A 23,823-nucleotide genomic window follows, 5' to 3' on the forward strand; every position below is an offset into this window, starting at 1 on the left:
GCGATGAAGACAGAACGACCGCTATGGGCAAGGGGACAGATGATCTCGCCGCAGCATTTTCAGCATCAGGCGGCGCTTACCGCCTGGTCCGCAGAGAGTATCGCCCGGATGGGGGCGCTGAATCCCTGGGGAATAGAGTATGTGGAATTTGACGCCTCCCTGCTGGCGCAGGGGCGGTTGAAAGCCAGCCACCTGTATGTGCGTTATGCCGACGGCACTCTTATCGATACCGATAATGCGGATCCCTTGCCGCCAGTGCTGGTGCTTCCCGAACGCAGCGAGCTGACGGTGGTGCTGGCGTTGCCGCACGAGCATGCAAATGGCGGCAACTGCCTGCGTCCGGACGATAAACAGGCGCGCCCGGTGCGCTGGCGACTTGGCTGGCGGGAGGTACGAAACCGTTATGGTGACGACAGCCGCCAGATCGCGGTGATGCTGCCGGAACTGACGCTGCGTGCGGCGGACGAGGATAACGGTGACTACCAGACGCTGCCCGTTGCCCGCCTGTATCGTGACAATCAGGGTAACTGGATGCAGGAAAGCGCCTTTGTTCCACCGCTGTTGAGCGTCCAGGCCAGCCGCTGGCTAACGGATCGACTGGCGCAGTTACTGAATCAGCTGCGCATTCGCCTGCAACGGCTAATGGCGATGCGCCGTGAGAGCAACGAGCGGATGGCGGACTTTGCGGTGGCGGACGTGTCGCTGTTCTGGCTGCTGAATGCCCTGAACCATGCGGAGCCGGTGCTGAGTCATTTTATGCGCCATCCGCAGGTGCATCCCGAACGCCTCTACGAGGTGTTGGCGGGGCTGGCCGGTAGCCTGCTGACCTTTTCGCTTGCGCATACCACGGCTGATATTCCGGTTTACCGTCACGAGCAGTTAACGGCGGTATTCCCGCCGCTGTTTGACCTGCTGGGCGTGCTGCTGGAGGCCAGCCTGCCCTCCAGAGTCGTGGCCATCGAGATGGTCAAGGATGCCCGGCGCAAACGCTGGCATGCCCGCCTGCACGATCCGAGGCTGCGTGAGGATGCCGATTTTTATCTCTCAGTGCGTTCCGCATTACCGGTAGCGCAGCTGCTGGAGCTGTTTCCGCAGCAGTGCAAGGTGGGCAGCCCCGATGAAGTCGACAGAGTGGTCAATGGCTCGCAGCCCGGTGTCCCGCTGCGTGCAATGAGCCATGTTCCGGCGGCGATCCCGCTGCGTCTGGAAAATCAGTATTTCAGCCTTGATATGGCCCATCCGGCAGCGCAGGCCATGCTGGCGGAAGGAAGCTGCGTGTTTTACGTCTCCGGCCTGCTGGGCGAGCCGGATCTTGAACTCTGGGCGGTGCTGCGTTCATGAAAAAGGATATTGATATTGACACCCTGCTGGAGAACACCTGGCTGATCGTCACCGAGCTGCGTTATGGGGCCGTGCTGGCTGAAGGCGAAGGGGAGATGCTCTGGCAGCGCTGCGTGGAGGATATTACGCAGGTGATGGCGCAGCTAGAGCAGGCCGGAATGAGCGAGGCCGATCGCCAGCATATTCTCTATGCCTGGTGCGCGCTGCTGGATGAAACCGCCAAGGGACGAGAAGGTGAGGATGATGCCTGTATTGTCTGGTACGACCGTCCGCTACAGGCAAAATACTTCGGCACCATGGACGCCGGGGATGCGCTGTACGAGCGAATACGGCAGGTTTTGCGTGAGCCCGCGCCGGATAGCGCGGTGCTAACCTGCTTTCATCGGGTGCTGGCGCTGGGGTTTAAGGGCAGCTATGCCACGCTGAACGACTTCGCTCGTGAGCAGATGGTTCGGGCGCTGGCCGAGCGCGTGCCGCCGTTGAGTTTTGCGTCAAACGTACCGCTTCTGGCCACGGTTTCCGGCGGTCGCGGCGTGCGTGAGAGGTTACGCCACTGGCCAGTGTGTATCGGTCTGTGCGCCATTGCGGTGGCGGCGCTATGGCTGGGGCTTAATCACTGGCTTGACGGGCTGGTAACATCTCTGCTGCCGGGGGCGGGAAAATGAGCGTGCGCCAGCAGCGCCTGGTATGGCTGTGGGGCGGTTTGCTCGCGGCGCTGCTGTGCCTGCTGTTCCTGCCGCTGACGGCCGGTGAACGCGGTTTTACCCTTCTGCTGACAATGACTGTCGTTATTGCTGGTCTGGTTTCTGCTGGTCACCGTCCGGGTGGTTTGGGTGAGGGTGAGGGTGAACTGAAGGAGCTGCCGGAAGCGCCATACCGCCTGCCGGTGGTGCTGGTTTGCGGCGACACGCTGGACTGGCCGGGCGAGGGCACACTATACCGTACCGCGCAGGGCTGCTGGGTGAAGGTGTCCACAGCACAACTGCGGCAGACGGTGCGCCATCTGCTCTGGCAGCGCCCGGAGCTGGTAGCGCAGCTGGCGGTGATGATCGTTGTCCGTCCGCAGCAGCATAACGATGAAGCGATGCTCATTACCCGTCTGCATGAGCTGCGCTGGCAGCTTGCGCAGGTGCGCCGAGATACCCGGCGCACGGTGCCGCTGCTGCTGACCAGCGCCGTTGCGGGGGCATCCGTCGCGAAAACGCTGTGGCAGTCAGTTCAGGCGGGGCGCGCGCTTCAGGTCTGGCTGGCGGATCGCGCCCCGAGCAGCATTACCCACTGGCTTTCGCAGGGCGATAGCACCTCCCGCCTTCGGGCGCAGGTGAGAGTAAACGCGCAAGCCCGCTATATGGCGGAGGCGGTGTTACCGGCGCTGACGGCGAGCTCGCCGGACATGCCGCCTGCGGTGCCTGCAATGGTGCTCTACCACCAGGCTCCGTCGTCCGCTCTGCCTGCGCTGGCAGACTCTCTCTGGTCTTGCTGGCTAGCGCGTCGTACCACGCTCAATCAGCTTCCGGGCTGGCAATCGGGCACGGTATCGCCAGGCGATGCGCCTCTCCCGGATTTTATTCTGCCGCTGTTGCCGCAGGGTGGCGGTATCACGCCGCGTAACCGGACGCAGCGCCGGGCGCTCTCTCTCTTCACTCTGGCCGTGCTGGTCGCGCTGTGCAGCAGTGCATGGAACAACCGTCAGCTGCTGCACCGGCTCGCCTTTGATATCTCGAACTATTACCGAATTGGCATGACGGACACCGTGCCGAAAGCCAGGGCGGTGGCTCGGCTGCGTAACGATGTGGCGTTACTCAATAGCTGGTCTCGTAACGGCGAGCCGATGCGCTACGGGCTGGGGCTCTATCGGGGGGAGCGGCTGCGCCCTGCGGTGCTGGCCGCCATTCAGACATATGTTCCGCCACCCCCTCCGCCGCGGGCGATCAACAAGGTGATCCAGGGTCCGCAGACGGTACGTCTCGACAGCATGTCGCTGTTTGCTACCGGCCAGTGGCAGTTGAAACCCGGCTCCACAAAGGTGCTGGTCAATGCGCTGGTCGGTATTAAGGCCAGGCCCGGCTGGCTGATCGTGGTCGCAGGCCATACCGACAGTATCGGGGATGAAAAACCTAACCAGATCCTCTCTCTGAAACGCGCCGAATCAGTCCGCAACTGGATGCGTGACACGGGCAGCGTGCCGGAGAGCTGTTTTGCGGTACAGGGCTATGGCGAAAGCCGCCCGGTCGCAACCAATGACACCCCGGAAGGCCGGGCGCTGAACCGGCGTGTCGACATCAGTCTGGTGCCGCAGGCCAATGCCTGCCGGATGCCGGACACCCCCCCTTTGTCACCCCAACAGGGCGACGCTAATAAGCAATAAGTGGAGATACACAATGGCAATTCCAGTTTATCTGTGGCTGAAAGACGATGGCGGTGCGGACATCAAGGGTTCCGTCGATGTGAAGGATCGTGAGGGCAGCATCGAAGTGGTGGCTCAGAAACACGATCTCTATATCCCGACCGACAACAACACCGGCAGGCTGACCGGCACCCGGATCCACACGCCGTTCAGGTTCACCAAGGAGATCGACTCCTCCAGCCCCTACCTCTACAAGGCGGTGACCACCGGGCAAACCCTCAAATCAGCGGAGTTCAAGTGGTACAAAATCAACGATGCGGGCCAGGAGGTGGAGTACTTCAACACGAAGCTGGAGAACGTCAAGCTGGTGAAGGTCGCGCCAGAGATGCACGACATCAAGGATCCGTCCTACGAGAAGCATAACCATCTCGAAACCATCGAACTGCGTTACGAAAAAATCACCTGGACCTATAAGGACGGCAACATCATTCATTCCGACTCATGGAACGAACGCGCTACTGCATAACCCCCCGGCAGACGGTTTTCCGTCTGCTGTTTTTGTTTTCTGAGCGGCCAGCTGCGGGCTGCTGAGCAAACAAAAACACAATTTGATACCGACCTCGTGCGCTTTGGTCTCCTGAACAACAGGAAACAGCGATGGGCGGTAGCGTGTCCAGGAACCGATAAAGAGAGAGAGTCATGGAAAATCCCGCTGTTCTGCTGCGTCGTCTCAACCCCTACTGTGCCCGGGCAATGGAAGGTGCCGCCTCCCTGTGCCAGACCCGGGCGCAGGGTGAAATTCTGCCGGAGCACTGGCTGCTGAAACTGCTGGAGCAGGGTGAGGGTGACCTGACGGTGCTGGCGCGCCGCTATGAGTGGGACATGGATGCCCTGTGGCAGGACCTGCTCGGCTGGCTGAATACGCTGCCCCGCTCCGTACGCAGTCGTCCGCAGCTGGCAGAGAGCACGCAGACGCTGATGCAGAACGCCTGGCTGCGGGCCTCGCTGGCAGGTGAAGAGCATATTCGCAGCGTTCATCTGCTGATGGCCCTGGTGGATAAACCAAAACTGGTGCGCTGCGACAGCCTGTGGCCGCTGCTGACCCTGGGCCAGAGCCAGCTGGAACGTCTGCGTCCGCTGCTCGATGCGCAGTCCGATGAACGCCCGGACGTTCAGCAGGAAGCGGAGCTGGCGCGTCATCATGACGGGGAGCTGAACCCGGCGCTACAGAACGTGCTGGATAAATTCACCCTCGACGTCACCGCCAGGGCGCGCGAGGGTCACATTGATCCGGTGTATGGTCGCGATACGGAGATCCGCCAGATGGTGGATATTCTCTCCAGACGCCGCAAAAACAATCCTATCCTGGTGGGCGAGCCAGGCGTGGGCAAAACCGCGCTGGTGGAAGGGCTGGCAATCAGAATTGCCGAGGGCAACGTGCCGGCGAGTCTGAAAACCGTCAGCGTGCGCACGCTTGATCTGGGCCTGCTCCAGGCCGGTGCGGGCGTTAAGGGTGAGTTCGAGCAGCGGCTGAAAAACGTCATCGACGCGGTGCAGCAGTCGTCCACGCCGGTTCTGCTGTTTATCGACGAGGCGCACACCCTTATCGGGGCGGGTAACCAGGCGGGCGGCGCGGATGCCGCCAACCTGCTGAAACCCGCCCTGGCGCGGGGCGAGCTGCGGACTATCGCCGCCACGACCTGGAGCGAATACAAGCAGTACTTTGAGCGCGACGCCGCGCTGGAGCGTCGCTTCCAGCGGGTGTTGGTGGATGAGCCGGACGACGATACCGCCTGCCTGATGCTCCGTGGCCTGAAAACCCGCTACGCCCGGCACCACGGGGTGCATATCACTGACGAAGCGGTGCGCGCTGCCGTTACGCTCTCCCGGCGCTACCTCACCGGACGTCAGCTGCCGGATAAAGCCGTGGATCTGCTCGACACCGCCGCCGCCCGGGTGCGCATGAACCTCGATACCGTGCCTGAGCCGCTGATCCGCATGAAATCCGCCATCACCGCGCTGGAGATGGAAAAACAGGCGCTGCTGGAAGACCTGGCGGTGGGGCGCGGCCCGCATGGCGAACGGCTGGAGGCTATCGATCGGGAAGAGGTGAATATTATTTTACAGCTTGACGCGCTGGAGACGCAGTACGGTCAGGAGCTGGCGCTCAGCGAACAGCTGCTGGCATGCCGGGCGGATATCTCCCGCCAGAGGGAGCTGGCCGCTCTGCGGCATCAGTTTGCTGAGGTACAGCAGAACCAGCCTTTGCTGGAGGTTGACGTCGGTGTGCGCACCGTTGCTACGGTTATCGCTGACTGGACCGGCGTGCCGCTCTCCTCATTAATGAAGGATGAGCAGACGGAGCTGCTGAGCCTTGAAGCCGCACTTGAAAAACGGGTAGTCGGCCAGGATGGCGCGCTGAACGCCATCGCGCAGCGCCTGCGTGCCGCCAAAACCGGGCTTGCACCGGAGAACGGGCCGCAGGGTGTGTTCCTGTTGGTCGGGCCGAGCGGCACCGGCAAGACCGAAACGGCGCTGGCGCTGGTGGATGCGCTGTTCGGCGGTGAGAAATCCCTTATCACCATCAACCTCTCGGAGTACCAGGAGCCGCACACCGTCTCCCAGCTGAAAGGCTCCCCGCCGGGCTACGTTGGCTACGGTCAGGGCGGCATTCTGACTGAGGCCGTGCGCAAGCGTCCCTACAGCGTGGTGCTGCTCGATGAGGTAGAGAAGGCGCACCGGGACGTGATGAACCTCTTCTACCAGGTGTTCGATCGCGGCTTTATGCGCGACGGCGAAGGGCGGGAGATCGATTTTCGCAACACCGTTATTCTGATGACCTCCAACCTCGGCAGCGACTACATCATGCAGCTGCTGGACGACCAGCCGGAGGCCACCGATGTCGACCTGCACGAACTGCTTCGCCCCATTCTGCGGGATCACTTCCAGCCGGCGTTGCTGGCCCGCTTCCAGACGGTGATCTACCGCCCGCTGGGGCAGCAGGCAATGCGCACCATCGTAGGGATGAAGCTTGACCAGGTTAGCCAGCGGCTGGCCCGCCATTACGGCATGACAACGGATATCGATGAGAGCCTGTATGACGCCCTGACCGCCGCCTGCCTGCTACCGGATACCGGGGCGCGTAACGTCGACAGCCTGCTCAATCAGCAGATCCTGCCGGTGCTGAGTCAGCAGCTGTTAAGCCATATGGCGACGGGCCAGAAGCCGCAGCGCCTGACGCTGAGCTGGAGTGAGGAGGCGGGCATTGGACTGGATCTCGACGAAGGGGAAATAAGCCATGAGTGACGCAACCTCCCTGATATTCAGCCACAGCCATAACCTGCTGAGGGTCCGCGGCTGTCAGGCGCTGCTGGACGTGCTCTGCTTTGAAGGCCATGAAGCGCTGAGTGAACCGTTCCGCTACACCGTTGAATTTACCAGCCCGGACAAGACCATCACGCCGCAGCAGATGCTGATGCAGGACGCGTCGCTGACCCTGCAGGCTCCGGCTGACCAGGGTTACGGCATAAAGGTGCAGCAGCCGGTACGCACGCTTCAGGGGGTGGTTACCGGGTTTGAACGTCTCTCCACCTCAAACGATGAAACGCGCTATTGCCTGACGCTGCAGCCGCGTCTGGCCCTGCTTTCAAGAAGCCATCAGAACCGGATTTACCAGGATATGTCGGTGCCGGGTATCGTGGAGCACATCCTGCGCACCCGCCACGACATGCGCGGGGAGGACTTTGTCTTCACCCTGGCGAATGAGTATCCGCGCCGTGAGCAGGTGATGCAGTACAACGAGGATGACCTGACCTTTATCTCACGCCTGCTGGCGGAGGTGGGGATCTGGTACAGCATTACGGCTGACACCCGGCTCAATATTGACGTGGTGGCGTTTTATGATGACCAGCGCTATGTCGAACAGGGGCTGACGCTGCCGTCTGTTCCGCCATCCGGCCAGCATGACCGCGGCACCGAGTCGGTGTGGGGGCTGAAAAGCCACCATAACGTGGTGGAGAAGTCGGTTTTTACCCGCAGCTATAACTACCGCAACGCGCCGGAGGAGATGAACCTCAGCGCGGATGTATCGCAGGGTGACAGCACCACCTACGGCGAGGCGTATCACTGGGGAGACAACTACCTGACGCCGGGCAACAGCGACCAGCGTGACCCGGAGCCGGAGAGCGGGGCGTTTTACGCCCGTATCCGTCACGAGCGCTACCTGAACGGGCAGCTGCAGCTGAACGGCGAAACCAACTGCGCGACGCTGGCCCCCGGCCAGGAGCTGAAGGTGACCGGCGGCGAGGAGGTGGTGGACAGCTTCCGCCAGGGGGTGGTGGTCACCCGCCTTCACAGCCGCGCCCGGCGTGACCGCAGCTTTGAGGTCACCTTTCACGCGATCCCGTTCTCAGAGCGTTACGGCTTCCGCCCGATCGCCGTCGCTAAACCGGTGATGGCGGGGACGCTTCCTGCACGCGTCACCAGCACCAAAATCAACGATATCTACGGCCATATCGACCGTGACGGGCGCTACCGCGTCAGCCTGCTGTTTGACCGCGATCGCTGGTCGCCGGGTGAAGAGAGCCTGTGGGTGCGCCAGGCCCGGCCCTATGCCGGGGACACATACGGCCTGCACCTGCCGCTGCTGGCGGGCACCGAGGTGGCGATAGCCTTTGAAGAGGGCGATCCGGACCGGCCCTATATCGCCGGCGTCCTGCACGACTCGGCGCACGGTGACCACGTCACCATCTACAACTATAAACGCAACGTGCTGAGAACCCCGGCGAACAACAAGATCCGCCTCGACGACACGCGCGGGAAAGAGCACGTGAAGATCAGCACCGAGTACGGCGGCAAGAGCCAGCTTAACCTCGGGCATCTGGTGGACAGCGAGAGAAATCAGCGCGGCGAGGGGATTGAGCTGCGTACGGACAGCTACGGGGCTATCCGTGCCGGGAAGGGAATATTCATTACCGCTGATGCACAGCCGAAGGCGCAGGGAAAGCAGCTGGCGATGGAGCCGGCGCTGTCACGGCTTTCGGCGGCGCTGGTGGAAATGCAGTCGCTGGCGGCCAGCGCGCAGGAGGCACAGGCCCTGGCAGCAGATGTCGGACGTCAGCAGAGGCTGCTGCAAAAGAAGATCGATCGGCTTCAGCAGGCGGTGCTGCTGGGCACGGCTCCGCACGGTGTGGCGCTGGCAAGCGGTGAAGATATGCTGCTGTCGGCGCAGGAAAATATGACGCTGGTCGCCGGTAAGCAGCTGGACATAGGCGTACAGAAGGATTTTACGCTGGCCGCGGGAAAGCAAGTCAGCCTCTGGAGCCAGCAGGGGGCGAGGTGGTTTGCCTCGCAGGGTGATATGGATATCCAGGCGCAGGGGGGAAACATCACCACCTGGTCAACGCAGGACACGCATATATCAAGCGGTAAGAAACTGGTCATAACCGCCCAGGATGAGCTGACGCTGATATGCGGCGGGGGGTATATCAAAATCAGGGGCGGTAATGTGGAAATTGGCGGGCCGGGTAAGCTGCTGGTGAAAAACCAGGGTATATCGAAACAGGGATCTGCAAATATGCAGGGGGTAATGAAGTCGTTTGAACCGGGGAGTTTTAATGAGCGGTTTGTTATTACCCATCCTGCATCCGGAAAAATATTAGCAAATCAGAAGTATGAAATTCATTTGCCCGATGGAAGCATGACGACAGGAGTGACAGATGCGAAAGGACATTCTTCTCTTATAGGCTCGCAGTCCATTGATGGATTGAAAATTCTTCTGAAGAAATAAGAGGGATAAAATATGCCGCTTAACTTAACCAGGTTATTTATCTTCCTGCCGATAATGAGCGCTGCTTTGCTTTCACTGAGCGGCTGCGTTACTGAAGGTGCCGCATTCGGTCTGGGGGCCGGGAGCCTGCATGAAACGGTGACGACCGAAAAAGATAAGAATGCGCCGCCGCCTGTTTATGGCCCGCCGCAAATTATTTACCGGATTGATGACAGCCGCTATTTCACACTGGAGAATTATACCCGGTGTGATAACGGACAGACATTTTATAACAATAAGAAAAAAGGGATCCATGTCAAAATACTGAATGGATCAGGGTATCTGTTTAAGGGCCGTTTGTTCTGGCTGTCCACACGTGATGATTATCTTGCATTTCCGGCAACCATTAATACGAACTATGCAGCCTGTATGGGTTCGGATAAGGGCTGTATGAATGCAGTTATTGTCACAGTCGATGGTGGGAAGACGCTCAACGGTGCTGAATACGGCGGTTATACACAGGATCCTACAGGCGATACGGAAGATTATGACATGTTAGTCACGAATGAGGGATTTTATATGATCAACTATTGGGATGGAAATAGAACGCCCACAAATGGGTCAGTTGATCGATGGAAATTTCATCCAGATGAAAAGGCAACGAAAGAACGAGGCTATCCGGGAGTCTCTGGTCCGGTATATCAAAGGGAGTTTGAGATGGATGTTTCTCATGTCATACAGGAGAAAATAGTGTGTAACCGTGCAATGGAGCCAGTACAACCATCAGGAGCAACAATAAGATGAGTGCTAATAAATCATCACCGACCCGGAAAGTTGAGGTTTACACTACTGATAATGGCACGCCATTTGCCTATTCAATGACATCTCATAAGAACATCAAAGTAAATGCCGAAGTTCAGCCGCCTTTACATTTACCCGGTTTGATCATATTTGTTCATGGCGTTAACTCTGAGGGTGAATGGTATAATTTTGCTGAAAATGCATTATGTGACGGTCTTAACATACGTCTTGGTTTGTCTGAAAAAAGCGAGAGTTTAATGTTAAAGCCTAACAAGTATTACGACCCTCACTGGAATGATGACGATACAGTATGGGTCGACCCTCCCCGAAAAATAAAAGAAGAAGGTCGCTCCCCGGTTATCCGTTTCTACTGGGGGTACCGCTCAGCGGACCACGAAACTGACCGCTACGCCATCCCGCTAAAAAATAAAAAAGGCGATAACTATTACGACCTCTCTCCCGAAGAGCGGAAAACCAGAGGTCCCTGGTACTGGGGCGGCGGGCCTTTTCAGAACGGCTGCAACCAGCTGGTGAGCCTGTCAAAGAATTAACCGTTTGCACATTATCCCATGAAAATAACAGGCGTGAGTATGATATATAAACTAACTGCATTTTTCGTCAGAATATCACTACTGGGCGGTGCTCTGCTTTCACTGAGCGGCTGCGTTACCGAAGGTGCCGCATTCGGTCTGGGGGCAGGGAGCCTGCATGAAACGGTAATGACGGAAAAAGATAAAAATGCGCCACCGCCTGTCTATGGCCCACCGCAAATCATTTATCAGATTGATGACAACCGCTATTTCACGCTGGAGAATTATACACGGTGTGAGGATGGACAAACATTCTATAACAATAAGAAAAAAGAGATCCATGTCAAAATACTGGACGGGTCAGGGTATTTGTTTAAAGGTCGCTTGTTCTGGCTGTCCACGCGTGATGATTATCTTGCGTTTCCGGCAACTATTAATACACGCCATGCGGCCTGCATGGGTTCAGATAAGGGTTGTATGAATGCTGTTCTGGTCACTACTGATAGTGGGAATATATTGGATGGTATTGCATATGGTGGTTATACGCAGGATCCTACAGGCGATACAAAGGATTATGACATGATTGTTACTGATAATAGTTTTTATCTGATTTACTATCGCTCGCTTAACAGAACATATCCTGTTGTTGATCGATGGGACTTTGATAAAAAGAGCGATGTAGGATTCGTTCGTTCAGACAATGAATATGAGCTACTCAGGCCAGGGGAAGATCTCCCACCGTACGGTTTTTACAAGCTCGACTTATCAAAACTTTACCCCCGCAGCGGAGACATAAAAATGCGGTGCGACAGAAAGCTTGAACCAGTTCAGCCCTTAAGGAAATAATAATGAGCGATAAATATAAACTCCCTTTCCCGACACGCAAAGTGCCGATATTTTTTACTGATAATGGAATGCCCTATGCGCGTTCTATGACTTCGCATAAAAATATTAAGGTTCGTGCTGAGGTGCAACCGCCGCTACAGCTACCGGGACTGGTTATTTTCGTGCATGGTGTTAATTCAGAAGGTGAATGGTATAAAAACGCAGAAGCAGCGTTATGTAAAGGTCTTAATGAACGGCTGGGGCTGAGTGGTGAGTTTGCACTAATTGAAAATAGATACGAAGAGGGTCATCTGGTGCCCTGCGATGAAAAAGAAAGTGGGCTGAGTACCTTTTACGGTACAGACGGAAACAGGATGAAATGGATCTCTGGGTCGCGGCATATCAAAAAGGGCGGGGAAGGCCGCTCGCCGGTTATCCGCTTCTACTGGGGCTACCGTTCAGCGGACCACGAAACCGACAGCTATGCCATTCCGCTAAAAAATAAGCGGGGCGATAACTACTATGACCTCTCGCCTGAAGAGCGGAAAAGCAATGGCCCCTGGTACTGGGGCGGCGGTCCCTTTCAGAATGGCTGCAACCAGCTGGTGAGCCTGTGGAGTGAGCAGGGGTTCGATAACTGGCCCGCTGCTCTCGGCATCCCCATTCCGTTCAGCACCCAGCTGATGAATGGCGAGCGGGATCGGCTCCTGACTGCCGCGCCGCCGCGCCACTACTATGCGCACGCCGCCGGGCGGCTGGCCGACCTGATAAAAACTGCCCGCCGCAAACATCCTGAGGACACCGTCACGGTCCTGTCGCACAGCCAGGGGACGATGATTGCCCTGGCTGCGGCGGCCATTGAGGCACCGGATGCACTGTTTGTGATGAATTCACCCTATGCCCTGGACAACGAGCCCACCACCTACATCTCCTATCCGGTAAAGGAAATCATCAGCCGTGAGGCCAGAGAGGCGACGTTTGCCGATATCGTTAAAAAGGTGGCGGAAAACAGAAACCGCCTGGCGCAGCAGGGCTGTGACCATCTGCTGGCGGGCGTCAGCAGTGACGGTGAAAGCTGGACGCCGCAGGGTAAAACGCACGGTGGCCTGCCGGAGCGTGACAACCACGGCACCACCTGGATTTACTGTAACCCGCATGACCGGGTGATGGGCTCGGCCCCGCTGCGCAGCATCGGCTGGCAGGGGCTGCCGGACACGGCGGAAAGCAACTACAGCGCGCCGCATCCTCTGTTCGCCATGGCCGGAGAGACCCTGTATGTGCGAATGCTGGGACGCAACACCCCCTGCGGCGCAGAGCCGGATGCACAGACACACTTCGGCAACCTCGGTGACGGCAGGCCGTTCTGGGACAGCACCACCACGCTGCTTCAGGAGATGACCTGGCCGGCGCCACCCCGGGGGCAGACGCTGAACATCAATGCGCCCCGGGTCCCGCAGCCGCTGACAGCAGAAGATATGCAGAATTTCGATCAGGATTACGCCAGCACTGAAAAGCAGGGCGGCCCGGAGGGTTTTGGTTACGGGCAGATTAACCCGGTGACGCACAAGCCTGTTGATGTCGACTACCGCTACTACATTTCACTCTACGGTTACTTTAACCAGAAGATGGTACGCAAACCTCCTTCCTGGTCACTGCCGGGACCGGGTTCGAAAGAGACGCGCCGGGGATATGCGAAGCAGTCAACTGCCGACATGCTGGAAGAGGTGCGGACCTATGTGCAGCGTCCGACGGACCACAGCACCCTGCCCATGGATGAGCGTTTTATGAGCCGGGTGGTGGCTTACGATTTACCGGTAGGGTACTGCTGGCACTCATGGGACAGGGCAAGCCTGGCAGATTTGCGCAGGCAGGCCGACTGGCTGGAAAGTGATGATTATTATTTTCATGGCAAACTGACCATTCCGCCGATGCCGGATATTATCCGCCAGGATGCGGATCCGGCTGCGGCAGAGAGAAAAGCTGAAGAAACAGCTCGGCATACTAATAAAATGTAGGGGGTGCTACTCAAAGAGTTATTAGATTTTATCTATTCGCAGCTTAATAAATAACTGTCGATTTAAATAATTTATGCGATTTTTGGATTTTATTATTGTGATTTATAGATATAAGAACTCTCTCCCTGAAAATATATTTTATTAAAAATTAGTGCAAGGAAGTTTATATGCCCAAACGTATTGTAGTCCTTAACGATTCCACGTCTCACGGCGGTCGGGTAATTTCTGCTTCTTCCACCTTTGAAATTGAAGGCAGAAATGCGGCATTACTGAATGACATCGTATCCTGCCCGGAGCACGGTTCCACTCCGATTGTGGAATGCGATATGAGCTATGAGGAAAACGGTAGGGGAATTGTCGTGCATGGCTGTAAGAGCGCCTGTGGTTCGGTGGTGTATGCCAGCCTGCCGGATATGGAGATTGATTAATGGGATGGTCCTTACCCAATATTCCCGCCATGGATAAAACTCCCGCCTGGTCGCCATGGATTTGTCTGTTGTTTATTGTCGCTGGTGTATTTGTCGTGTTAGTGCATGTTGTAATGCATTCGCCTATTGGAGGCCTTCCCACACTTGCCAGCGGCTACTGGCTACCGCTGACAGCATATACTCTGGTGGGGATATCGACGGCTATAGCTTTGTATCTATTATGGTGGGAAGCCCGATCTTATTGGGTTTGTAACTGGAATAACTGGCGTCAGGATACGCGCCTGGCCTGGCAATATTATGCGCACCAGCATCTTTGCGTCGTCCGGCATGCGGTACTGACCGCGGATCCTCAGCTGCTTCCCCGCCTGGTGGGTGGGGCGACTGAGCATCAGGGTGACGATCATCCCCTGACACTGGCCACGGATAAGCCTGTGATACCTGGTGTTTTTCGTTTTGAGCAGCTTTGCCAGCAGTTAATCCAGCAGCATAGAACGTCACTTATTCAGCGGTATCCTTCCGGGCCGTTGACGGTGCTGATACAGACAACTTCTATGGATAAAGAGAGGGAAAAGGAGGCACTTTCCCGCCTATGGGCAGCCGAAGGGTTGCCGTGGACGCCAACGATTCAGTTTTTGCCTGACGAATTGTTGTGTCACGACTGGAACCAACGTTTACAGGCTACACATGCTCCTGTGCTGGTACTGGCACTACATTACCGCCAGCCGGAGGAAAATTTACCAGAATTTGCCTGTGCGCTGATGTTGTTCCCTGAGGCGATGCTAAAACCCGCAGAACAACGGGATGCGGTACGGGTATTTCGCGCTATGCCGCTGAATACGGGTGCGTTACCTCGTGAGTTAGCCGAGCTGCGCGATATAGCCCAGCAGCCAGCCGGGATAAAGCATCTGGTTTGGTACAGCGGGTTATCTGGATCATCTGCACAGGCACTGGGACGCGTGGTTAATGAATTACCTCTGCCTCTGCATGAGGATATCGCCACCGCTGGCATTATCGATTTTGCCAAAATCAGCGCAAATTATGGTCATCTGGCCGGATGGCTGATGGTCGCTGCGGCAACAGAGATGGTCAATTACGGCCCGGGGAGTCACTGGCTATTACAGGCGGATAACAAGCAGGCCTGTGCAGTGGTCGTGGGTAATAGTCTGCCGGTGATCCGTGATGAAGAAGTGCGACGCTCCCCAATGCCTTATCCAGCAGGGTCACTCTGCCTTGGGATATTGCTCAATATCGCGGTTTTCACTGCCGTAGCCCGTTTTTTTCCAGACTGGTTTTTTTCCTGGTACGGCGTGCTCAGTATGCTGTTGTCACTGGTCGCTACGCTGCCGGGAGCCGTGTTTCTTCTGCGCCGCACCCTAGCTTCTCTGCAACGCCCCCGCTTTATTCAGGCTGCCGGACTGGCCCGCAAGGAGTAATCCACCATGAAAAAGTTTTTATACATACTTGGGGCAACTCTCTTTGTCCTTGCCGTTTTGTCGGCGCTGCTGTTTTTGCTGGCACAGATATCACCTTTCTTTGCAGCCATAGGCGAACACGCATCCTGGATAGCGTTGCTGGGGACGGTTTTTGTGACCGTTACGCTGTGCACGCTGATTTTTTTCCTTATTCCTTTCCTGAAAAACGATACGCCGGTGATCCCGCATGGCAGTTATCCAGCAGGCGAGGTGGCTAATACAAGGAAACAAAACGACTCTTTTTTTTCGTTGAATAAACACCTTCGCCGCCGCTACACCTCTCTCTGGCGCTACAGAGTCCGCCTCTTACTGGTCTGCGGCGAGCCCGCGCAAATAGCCGCCATCGCTCCTGGCCTTGCGGAAAAACAGTGGCTGGAGGGGTATCGGACGGTGCTGATTCACGGCGGCAGCCTGTCGGCGTTAGCGGATGCGGAGCGACTGGCCGCCCTGCGCAAGCTGCGACGTCACCGTCCGCTGGACGGCATCGTGCTGGCGCTTGATGAGGCGCAGGCTACTGCCGGTACGCTAGATAACGCGCTTCGCACGCTCGAACAGCTTGGGGAGACGTTGCGCTACCAGCCGCCGGTGTACCTGTGGCAGGTATGCGACACGCTGTGGCCGCAGGATAGCCGTGCTAGCCAGACGGTGGGGGCGCTGTTTCCGGTGCAGGCCACGCCAGAGAGGGTTGAACAGCAGCTTTGCGCCATTCTGCCCTCCCTGCGTCAGCAGGGTATGCAACAGCTGTGCGCCAATCCGGCCCATGATTTTCTGCTGCGGGTCGGACACTCCCTTAAGGAGAACGGCATTGCCCGCTGGCGTGCGCTGCTGACGCCGTGGCTTACGGAGCACCTGAAGCGTATTCCGCTGCGCGGCCTGATGTTCAGCCCCTCGCAGGCAGGGGAAAAAGTAACGGATGAGGCGCTGCACCCTCACGGCTGGTCCGCTCCGGCTGCGTGGCAGGGGGTAATGACCGACTGTGAACGAGTACGCGGCGTGCAGGTAGGGATGCCGTGGCAGCGTACGCTAGGCGTTACCCTGCTGACGCTGGTGGTCCTGTGGGGCGCGGGCAGCCTGCTCTCCTTTATCATTAACAGCCAGCATATTGCGACCGCCGCGGAACGGGCGCAGCAGCTGGTTAGCCATCCTGTCGTCAGTGATGAGCAGCTGGTGGCCTTGCAGGTACTGCTTAACGATCTCGCACGTCTGCAGAGCCAGCAGGCGCACGGCGCGCCGTGGTATCAGCGTTTCGGCCTCGATCACAGTGCGCAGCTCTTTACCGCGCTAATGCCCTGGTACACGCAGGCGAACAACCGCCTGGTACGTGATGCGGCGGTGCAGGCGCTCACGCAGCAGCTGACGACGCTGGCGAACCTGCCGCCGCGCAGCCCGCAACGGGCACGGCGGGCAAAAGCCGGTTATGACCAGCTGAAAGCGTATCTGATGATGGCGCGTCCGGACAAAGCGGATGCAGCGTTTTACACCCGGGTGATGACAGGCGCTCAGCCTACCCGTGTCGGCATCTCTTCGCCGATATGGCAGAGCATCGCGCCCGATCTTTGGGCCTGGTACATGCAAAACCTGCCGTCACAGCCAGCCTGGAAAATCACGCCGGATGCGGCGCTGGTGACGCAGGCGCGCCAGGTGTTACTGGAGCAAATCGGTCGGCGTAATGCTGAGAGCACCCTGTACGAGAACATGCTCACTCAGGTGCGTCGGAACTACGCCGACATGACCCTTGAGGATATGACACCGCAGACCGATGCGAGCCGTCTGTTTACCACCCGGGAGGTGGTGCCGGGGATGTTTACCCGCCAGGCGTGGGAGGGGGGGATTCAGGACGCGATCGCTAAAGCGGTGGACTCCCGCCGCGACGAGATTGACTGGGTCCTGAGCGATAACCGGAAAAACGTCTCAGGGGACGTTTCCCCAGAGGCGCTGAAGCAGCGCCTGACGGAGCGCTATTTCGCCGACTTCTCTGGTGCATGGCTGAACGTCTTAAACAGTATCCGGCTAAACCCGGCGCACACTATTGCGGATGTCACCGACCAGTTAACGCTTGCCAGCGATGTCCGCCAGTCGCCCTTGATTGCCCTGATGAATACCCTGGCGTACCAGGGGCAGACCGGAGAGCAGAGAGAGGCGATATCCGACTCGCTGGTGAAGTCGGCGAAAAATTTGCTGGGTAAGGGCGATAAACCGGTGATTGACCAGCAGGCCGCCGGGCCTGTCAGCCCCCTGGACGGCACGTTCGGACCGCTTCTGGCCTTGATGGGGAAAAACAGCGCGCAAAACGTGATGGCAGCGGACAGTTCGCTCAGCTTACAGACCTATTTAACCCGCCTGACCCGCGTGCGCCTCAGGCTCCAGCAGGTGGCGAGTTCGCCCGATCCGCAGGCGATGATGCAGCAGCTGGCGCAGACCGTATTTCAGGGGAAAAGCGTGGATCTGACCGACACCCGTGAGTACGGCAGCCTGATGGCGGCGAGCCTGGGAGAGGAGTGGAGTGGCTTCGGGCAGACCCTGTTTGTCCAGCCGCTGACCCAAGCCTGGGAGACGGTGTTACAGCCGTCGGCGGCCAGCCTGAACGAGGCGTGGCAGCGCTCCATTGTGGCTAACTGGCATGCTGCTTTTGACGGACGTTATCCCTTTTCCGCAGGCAAAAATGACGCCTCACTGCCGATGCTCGCGGCGTTTATCCGTCGCGACAGCGGACGTATCGATCGCTTCCTCACCGGACAGTTGGGTGGCGTGCTGCACCGGGAGGGCAGTACCTGGGTGGCAGATAGCGCCCACAGCCAGGGGCTGGCGTTCAGTCCGGCATTCCTCAAGGCGATTAATCAGCTGAGCGAGTTATCTGACATTCTGTTTACCGACGGTAGCCAGGGCATCAGTTTTGAGATGCAGGGCGTCGCCATGCCGGAGATTGTCGAGACCCAGCTGACCCTTGACGGGCAGACGCTGCACTATTTCAACCAGCTTGCTGACTGGCAGAGCTTCCGCTGGCCGGGGGTGATTAACAAACCGGGCGCAATGCTGACCTGGACCTCCACGGCGGCAGGCGCACGGCTGTTTGCCAACGACAGCGGTCCCTGGGGGATTATCCGTATGCTGGAGAGGATGAAGCGGCAAAAGGAGAGCGACGGCCTCTACCGTCTGACTCTTGCCGCGCCGGACAACCGGCAGCTTCAGTGGCTGCTGCGCACGGAGCTTGGCGACGGCCCGCTGGCGCTGCTGAAGCTACGCAACTTCACGCTTCCGGCGCAGATATTCAGCGTTGATACGCTGAATGCAAAACCGACGGATGAAAAAGAGGTGGATGCAAATGAGAGGAGTAAATAATGGCGTCCGTTGATTCCCTGCTGGCCGCCTGCCAGCTACGGGCAGACACGCAGGCGCAGGAGGCACAGTCCCGTCTTGCCCTGTGGGAAAACTGGCTGAAGCCCATCTCTGATGACAACTCCACCGGCGACGACCCCGGCTATGACGACGATTTTCAGCAGATGCGTGAGGAGGTCAACAAGCTCTCGGGCGCAGACACGGCGCTGATTTGCCAGCTGGCGGAAAAGCTGCTGACGACCACCAGCAAGGATATTCGTGTTGCGACGTATTACACCTGGGCGCGGTTGCATCGTGACGGGGAAGCGGGACTGGCGGATGGACTCGAACTGCTGGCTGGCCTGATGCAGCGCTTTGGTACAGGGCTCCATCCGCAGCGGGAGCGCAGCCGGAAAGCGGCGCTGGAGTGGCTGGCAAGCAGCCGGATGCTGGACAGCCTGCTGCTCTACCCGGAGGTGACAAAAGCTGAAGCCGGACGCCTCGCCGGGGCGCTATGGCTGATTGAGCGGGCCGTGGAGCACACGGCAGCAGACGAGCGCCCGCAGCTCGGTGCCCTGTATGGCGCGCTGGAAAACCGCCTGTTGAAATCCGGCGGTATGGATGCGGTCGTGCCACAGAACGTCAGCGAGGGCAGCCATACGGCGGCACCGTTCGGCAGCGTGCCGCCGTTGGCGGGCATTGCTTCAGGTCAGGAGCTGCTTACCCAGGCGCGTACCCTGGCAGACTACCTGAGAAGCCAGCCGGACGGCTGGTTGGCCGCCCATCGGCTAATTAAAAATCTTCGGCATGACACCCTGCACCAGCTCCCGCCGCTCTCCGCCGACGGTAAAACCCGCATCGAACCGCCCAAACCGGAACAGCGAGCCCAGTTGAAACGGCTGTACCTGCAACAGAGCTGGCGTGAACTCATGGAGGAGGCGGACAGCCTGCTGTCACGGGGTGCTAATCACCTGTGGCTGGACGTGCAGTGGTATCTGCACCAGGCGCTGCTGAAATCCGGGCGGGAAGCCGAGGCCGCCATTATTCAGTCTGACCTGAAAGGCGTGCTCTCGCGCCTGCCGGGGCTTGAGACGCTGGCCTTTAGCGACGGCACGCCGTTCGCTGACGAAGTGACCCTCAACTGGATACAGCAGCAGGTGACGGATAACCCTGCGGGCTGGCAGGACAACACGACGGCGGCGTCCGCAATGGTATCCGGCGACGACGATATCCTGCTCCTGGAGCCGGAAGCGCTCACGCTTGCCGACAGCGACGGCCCCGATGCGGCGCTGGCCTGGCTGCAGGCCCGTCCTGGGATCGCCACGCCGCGCAGCCGCTGGCTGCTGCATTTACTGATGGCGCGCGTTGCCGAGCAGACGGGCAAAAACGAACTGGCCCTGCACCTGCTGGCTGAGCTGGATGCCCTTTCGGCCACCCTGACGCTGACGCAATGGGAGCCGGGACTGTTGTTTGAGGTGAAGGCGAGAAGGCTGAAACTGTTGCGCATGAAGGCCGGACGCAGTGAAGCAGAGAAAACCCGACTACAGCCGGAGATGGAGACGCTGCTGGCTGGGCTGATCGCCCTCGATCCCGCAAGAGCTGCCGTGCTGTGCAGCTGACGCTTTTATTCACATCCTGATATCTGAGATATGCAATGGACGACTTAACCCTGCGTTATTTTGACGCTGAAATGCGCTACCTGCGCGAAGCGGGTGAGGAGTTTGCCCGCGCCCGTCCTGACCGAGCAGCAGCGTTAAACCTCGACAAAGCGGGTGCCCGCGATCCCTATGTGGAACGGCTGTTCGAGGGTTTTGCCTTCCTGATGGGGCGGCTGCGTGAAAAGCTGGACGACGATCTGCCGGAGCTGACCGGTGGGCTGGTCAGCATGATCTGGCCGCACTATCTGCGCACCATTCCCTCCCTCTCTATCGTGGAGTTTTCCACCGACTGGCGGGAGATGAAGGAGCCCGTCACCGTTGCCAGAGGGTTTGAGGTGCGCTCGCAGCCCATCGGTGAAAAGCGAACCCGCTGCCGCTACACCACCACCCAGCCGCTGACGCTGTTGCCGCTGTCGCTTTCTCAGGCAGGCATCACCACAGAGCCGGACGGGCGCTCGCTGATCCGCCTGCGTTTTGAGTGCGGACCGCTGGCAGACTGGCGAAGTATTGATTTAAGCCGCCTCCCGCTATACCTGAATGCTGACGCCGCGCTGGCCTGCGCGCTGCACGAGGCATTCACGCTCAACGTAGCGAAAGCGGGGATCCGCTTTCCCGGCGACATCGACCGCAGGCCGCTGGACGCCCATTTTGCCGTCTGCGGCTTTGGCAAGGATGAGGCGCTGCTGCCGGAAAGCGGCGGCTTCAGCGGCTATCAACTACTGCTGGAGTATTTTACCTTTCGCGAGAAGTTTATGTCCGTGGCGCTGCGCGGGCTGGAAAACGTCGTCTTTCCGGAAAACCTTCCCTGGTTTGAAATCGAACTGGTGCTGAATCAAGCGTGGCCACATGAGTTTTCCTTCTCAGCGAAGCAGATCCGGCTGCACTGCGCTCCGGTGATTAACCTGTTCCCGCTCGAGTCTGATCCGCTGCAGCTGGACATGCTCCAGACCGAGTACCTGCTGCGCCCGATGCGCATTCAGGACGGACATACGGAGATTTACTCGGTGGACTCCGTGACCTCGTCGCGCCATTCCGGACATCAAATATATGTGCCGTTTACCAGCTTCCGCCATAAAGGGGGCATGCTCCGGCACGACGCGCCGGAATATTATTACCACACGCGGGTGAAGCGCGGTGCTTCCGGGCTGCACGATACCTGGCTGATCCTCGGCGGTGAGGCGTTCGATAACCATACCGTACCGGAAGATGAAAAACTCTCTCTCAGCCTGACCGGAACGAACGGGCAGCTACCGCGTCGGGCGTTACAGAGTACGCTGCTGGATACGGTGGTCAAGTCCACCACCTCGCGTATCCATGTGCGCAATCTCTGTGCGCCCACGCTGCCGTGTTACCCGCCGGATCGGGACCGCTTTCACTGGCGGGTGCTGAGCCATCTCGGCAGCAGCTTTCTGTGGATGATGGATAACGCTGATGTTCTGCGCGGTGCGCTGGCGTTGTATGACTGGACGGATAACGAGATGAACCGCCGCCGCCTGGCGGCAATTGTCGATGTCAAACACGGCGAGGTAGAGCGTTTTGAGCAGGGGCACTTTATGCGAGGCGTGCAGGTTGAGGTGACGCTGGACAGCAACGGTTTTGCCGGCCACGGTGACATCTGCCTGTTTGGTGAAATGCTCAACCGCTTCTTTGCCCTGTACACCGATATCCATCTCTTTAACCGTTTGATTTTGATAGTGCAACCTACCGGAGAGCGTCTTGAATGGCAGGAGAACCACAACCGCCGCATTCCCGGTTGAGCCCGGGGCTTGAGCGGGATGTCCACCGCATCAACTTCTATCGTTTCTGTCAGCTGCTGGAGAAATCGCGCCCTGACGCACCCGCGCTGGGGATCGCGCTGAGCCCGGCGGACGACCCGGTGCGCTTTCGTCCGCATCCGGGGATGGGCTTCCCGGTCAGCGAGCTAAAGGCAGTGGAATATGATGAGGATAACCCTGATGCGCCGCCGACGGTGCGCACCACCTTTATGGGGCTGTACGGTGTGGATTCGCCGCTGCCCACTGCCTGGCTGGATGATATTGCGCAGCGGCGGGAGGGGCATGAGGCGCAGGAAGCGTTTCTCGATATCTTTAACCACCGCATCCTGACCCAGTTTTACCGTATCTGGCGCAAGTATTCCTATCCGGCAACCTTTGAAGCCGGGGGCAGGGACCGCACCTCCCGAAGCCTGCTGGGACTGATGGGTCTGGGTATTCCCGGCACGGATAACCATATAGCCACCCCGGTATCGCGTTTTTTGGCGCTCCTTGGCGTGATGCGTCTGCCTGGCCGTACCGAAGAGGGGATTCAGGCGCTGGTGCGGCTGCTGGCCCCCCGCACGCAGGTGACCGTCATGCCGCACTCTCCGCGCCCGGTTTATCTCGATAACCCGCTGGGTTTTTACGGCGATAGCGACTTCCAGCTCGACGGATATACGGTGCTGGGCGATGAAACGACAGAGATTGGCAGCCAGCTGTTGATTGCCCTCTATACCGAAGACCACGCGGAGGCGCAGAGCTGGCTGCCGGCGGGGCAGACCTATGACGACTTTCTGGTGCTGCTGCGGGTCTACCTTGGCTGGCGCTATAGAGCGCTTATCCAACTGACCGTTCCCACACAGCTGCTGCCCGCCCCGGTGCTGGGGGAGACGCCCTTTGTCCTCGGCATGACCGGCGTTCTGGGCATGGAGGGCGATGACGTCCCGCCGGATCTGCCTGCAACATTCACCATTGAGGCCGGGTGTTACCGTGGTATGTCGCCCGCCGCTACACCACAAGGAATACGACGTGTTGCGTACTCTGTTGATTAAACGACTCCCTTTGCTGCTGCTGCCACCGTTGCTGGCGGGGTGCGGCCTGACGCAGAGCGTCAGCGACGGCACGGCATCCGTAGTGAAGTCTGTTTTTTATAAGCAGGTGAAAACCCTGCATCTGGACATCACCGCGCGCCAGGCATTGAATACCGACGGGCAGGAGAATACCTCCCTGTCGGAGCCGCTGATGGTACGGGTCTACCAGCTTAAGGATCGTAAGGTCTTTGATAAAACCGTCTACCCGCAGCTGCTGACGCAGGGTGATGATGCGCCGGGCGCAGATCTTCTTGCCAGCCGCAGTCTGGTGGTGAAGCCAGGAGAGGATGTCAGCCTGGATATGCCCCTGGATGACAAGGCGCAGTTTGTCGCTGTGGTAGCGCTTTTCCGCGCGCCGGAGATGGCGAAAAATAGCTGGAAACGGGTATTGTCTCGCGACGAGCTCGATCCGGACAGGCCCCGGGTGATTGAAGCCGGGCATAACCAGCTGATCCTGCAACCGTTGAAGGATAACTGAC

17 protein-coding genes are annotated in these 23,823 nt (G+C 58.6%); all 17 read left to right on the plus strand.

What is annotated here, in order from left to right; translation table 11 throughout:
* The first annotated feature begins 3 nt into the window (after positions 1–3).
* The 17 genes from tssK (at position 4) to tssJ (ending at position 23,822) form a co-directional block, all read left to right on the plus strand.
* Positions 4–1,341, plus strand: a complete 1,338-nt coding sequence (gene tssK, locus NR795_RS05165; RefSeq protein WP_257757405.1) for a type VI secretion system baseplate subunit TssK — start codon at positions 4–6, stop codon at positions 1,339–1,341.
* Entirely contained in the window at positions 1,338–2,006 is a 669-nt protein-coding gene (tssL, locus tag NR795_RS05170) for a type VI secretion system protein TssL, short form (protein ID WP_257757407.1), read from the plus strand. The genes tssK and tssL overlap by 4 nt, the downstream gene beginning before the upstream one ends.
* Positions 2,003–3,709: an OmpA family protein gene (locus tag NR795_RS05175; protein ID WP_257757408.1), complete on the plus strand. Its 1,707-nt coding sequence runs from the start codon at positions 2,003–2,005 to the stop codon at positions 3,707–3,709. Before tssL ends, NR795_RS05175 begins: the two co-directional genes overlap by 4 nt.
* A gap of 13 nt (positions 3,710–3,722) precedes the next feature.
* Positions 3,723–4,214 carry an Hcp family type VI secretion system effector gene (locus tag NR795_RS05180; RefSeq protein ID WP_144811919.1) on the plus strand — a complete coding sequence of 164 codons (492 nt, stop codon included), beginning with the start codon at positions 3,723–3,725 and terminating at the stop codon, positions 4,212–4,214.
* A gap of 173 nt (positions 4,215–4,387) precedes the next feature.
* Positions 4,388–6,994 carry a type VI secretion system ATPase TssH gene (gene tssH / locus NR795_RS05185; RefSeq protein ID WP_257757409.1) on the plus strand — a complete coding sequence of 869 codons (2,607 nt, stop codon included), beginning with the start codon at positions 4,388–4,390 and terminating at the stop codon, positions 6,992–6,994.
* A complete protein-coding gene (locus NR795_RS05190; RefSeq protein WP_257757410.1) occupies positions 6,987–9,476 on the plus strand; it encodes a type VI secretion system Vgr family protein in 2,490 nt (829 codons plus the stop codon). Before tssH ends, NR795_RS05190 begins: the two co-directional genes overlap by 8 nt.
* A 12-nt stretch (positions 9,477–9,488) precedes the next feature.
* Complete coding sequence (locus tag NR795_RS05195; protein WP_257757411.1) at positions 9,489–10,259, plus strand: hypothetical protein; 771 nt, start codon at positions 9,489–9,491, stop codon at positions 10,257–10,259.
* Entirely contained in the window at positions 10,256–10,807 is a 552-nt protein-coding gene (locus tag NR795_RS05200; RefSeq protein ID WP_257757412.1) for a hypothetical protein, read from the plus strand. The genes NR795_RS05195 and NR795_RS05200 overlap by 4 nt, the downstream gene beginning before the upstream one ends.
* A 39-nt stretch (positions 10,808–10,846) precedes the next feature.
* Complete coding sequence (locus tag NR795_RS05205; protein ID WP_257757413.1) at positions 10,847–11,632, plus strand: hypothetical protein; 786 nt, start codon at positions 10,847–10,849, stop codon at positions 11,630–11,632.
* A gap of 353 nt (positions 11,633–11,985) precedes the next feature.
* Complete coding sequence (locus NR795_RS05210; RefSeq protein ID WP_257757414.1) at positions 11,986–13,626, plus strand: hypothetical protein; 1,641 nt, start codon at positions 11,986–11,988, stop codon at positions 13,624–13,626.
* Positions 13,627–13,793: 167 nt separating this feature from the next.
* A complete protein-coding gene (locus NR795_RS05215; RefSeq protein WP_257757415.1) occupies positions 13,794–14,054 on the plus strand; it encodes a PAAR domain-containing protein in 261 nt (86 codons plus the stop codon).
* Complete coding sequence (locus tag NR795_RS05220) at positions 14,054–15,487, plus strand: hypothetical protein (protein WP_257757416.1); 1,434 nt, start codon at positions 14,054–14,056, stop codon at positions 15,485–15,487. Before NR795_RS05215 ends, NR795_RS05220 begins: the two co-directional genes overlap by 1 nt.
* Positions 15,488–15,493: 6 nt before the next feature.
* Positions 15,494–18,865 carry an ImcF-related family protein gene (locus NR795_RS05225; protein WP_257757417.1) on the plus strand — a complete coding sequence of 1,124 codons (3,372 nt, stop codon included), beginning with the start codon at positions 15,494–15,496 and terminating at the stop codon, positions 18,863–18,865.
* Positions 18,865–20,460, plus strand: coding sequence for a type VI secretion system protein TssA (gene tssA / locus NR795_RS05230; RefSeq protein ID WP_257757418.1), 1,596 nt, complete (start codon positions 18,865–18,867; stop codon positions 20,458–20,460). The genes NR795_RS05225 and tssA overlap by 1 nt, the downstream gene beginning before the upstream one ends.
* 35 nt (positions 20,461–20,495) lie before the next feature.
* Positions 20,496–22,256, plus strand: coding sequence for a type VI secretion system baseplate subunit TssF (tssF, locus tag NR795_RS05235; RefSeq protein ID WP_257757419.1), 1,761 nt, complete (start codon positions 20,496–20,498; stop codon positions 22,254–22,256).
* Positions 22,220–23,305 (plus strand): type VI secretion system baseplate subunit TssG, encoded by a 1,086-nt coding sequence (gene tssG, locus NR795_RS05240; RefSeq protein ID WP_257757420.1) that lies wholly within the window; start codon positions 22,220–22,222, stop codon positions 23,303–23,305. The genes tssF and tssG overlap by 37 nt, the downstream gene beginning before the upstream one ends.
* The gene (tssJ, locus tag NR795_RS05245) at positions 23,283–23,822 is read left to right on the plus strand and encodes a type VI secretion system lipoprotein TssJ (RefSeq protein ID WP_257757421.1); all 540 of its coding nucleotides are present in this window, start codon (positions 23,283–23,285) and stop codon (positions 23,820–23,822) included. Before tssG ends, tssJ begins: the two co-directional genes overlap by 23 nt.
* Position 23,823: the final 1 nt, after the last annotated feature.

The organism is Pseudescherichia sp. L3 (assembly GCF_024656065.1).
Taxonomy (GTDB): domain Bacteria; phylum Pseudomonadota; class Gammaproteobacteria; order Enterobacterales; family Enterobacteriaceae; genus Pseudescherichia.

Coding starts and splice junctions, on each gene's coding strand:
- tssK (WP_257757405.1), top strand. CDS start 4: ATGAAGACAGAACGACCGCTATGGGCAAGGGGACAGATGATCTCGCCG.
- tssL (WP_257757407.1), top strand. CDS start 1,338: ATGAAAAAGGATATTGATATTGACACCCTGCTGGAGAACACCTGGCTG.
- NR795_RS05175 (WP_257757408.1), top strand. CDS start 2,003: ATGAGCGTGCGCCAGCAGCGCCTGGTATGGCTGTGGGGCGGTTTGCTC.
- NR795_RS05180 (WP_144811919.1), top strand. CDS start 3,723: ATGGCAATTCCAGTTTATCTGTGGCTGAAAGACGATGGCGGTGCGGAC.
- tssH (WP_257757409.1), top strand. CDS start 4,388: ATGGAAAATCCCGCTGTTCTGCTGCGTCGTCTCAACCCCTACTGTGCC.
- NR795_RS05190 (WP_257757410.1), top strand. CDS start 6,987: ATGAGTGACGCAACCTCCCTGATATTCAGCCACAGCCATAACCTGCTG.
- NR795_RS05195 (WP_257757411.1), top strand. CDS start 9,489: ATGCCGCTTAACTTAACCAGGTTATTTATCTTCCTGCCGATAATGAGC.
- NR795_RS05200 (WP_257757412.1), top strand. CDS start 10,256: ATGAGTGCTAATAAATCATCACCGACCCGGAAAGTTGAGGTTTACACT.
- NR795_RS05205 (WP_257757413.1), top strand. CDS start 10,847: ATGATATATAAACTAACTGCATTTTTCGTCAGAATATCACTACTGGGC.
- NR795_RS05210 (WP_257757414.1), top strand. CDS start 11,986: ATGAAATGGATCTCTGGGTCGCGGCATATCAAAAAGGGCGGGGAAGGC.
- NR795_RS05215 (WP_257757415.1), top strand. CDS start 13,794: ATGCCCAAACGTATTGTAGTCCTTAACGATTCCACGTCTCACGGCGGT.
- NR795_RS05220 (WP_257757416.1), top strand. CDS start 14,054: ATGGGATGGTCCTTACCCAATATTCCCGCCATGGATAAAACTCCCGCC.
- NR795_RS05225 (WP_257757417.1), top strand. CDS start 15,494: ATGAAAAAGTTTTTATACATACTTGGGGCAACTCTCTTTGTCCTTGCC.
- tssA (WP_257757418.1), top strand. CDS start 18,865: ATGGCGTCCGTTGATTCCCTGCTGGCCGCCTGCCAGCTACGGGCAGAC.
- tssF (WP_257757419.1), top strand. CDS start 20,496: ATGGACGACTTAACCCTGCGTTATTTTGACGCTGAAATGCGCTACCTG.
- tssG (WP_257757420.1), top strand. CDS start 22,220: ATGGCAGGAGAACCACAACCGCCGCATTCCCGGTTGAGCCCGGGGCTT.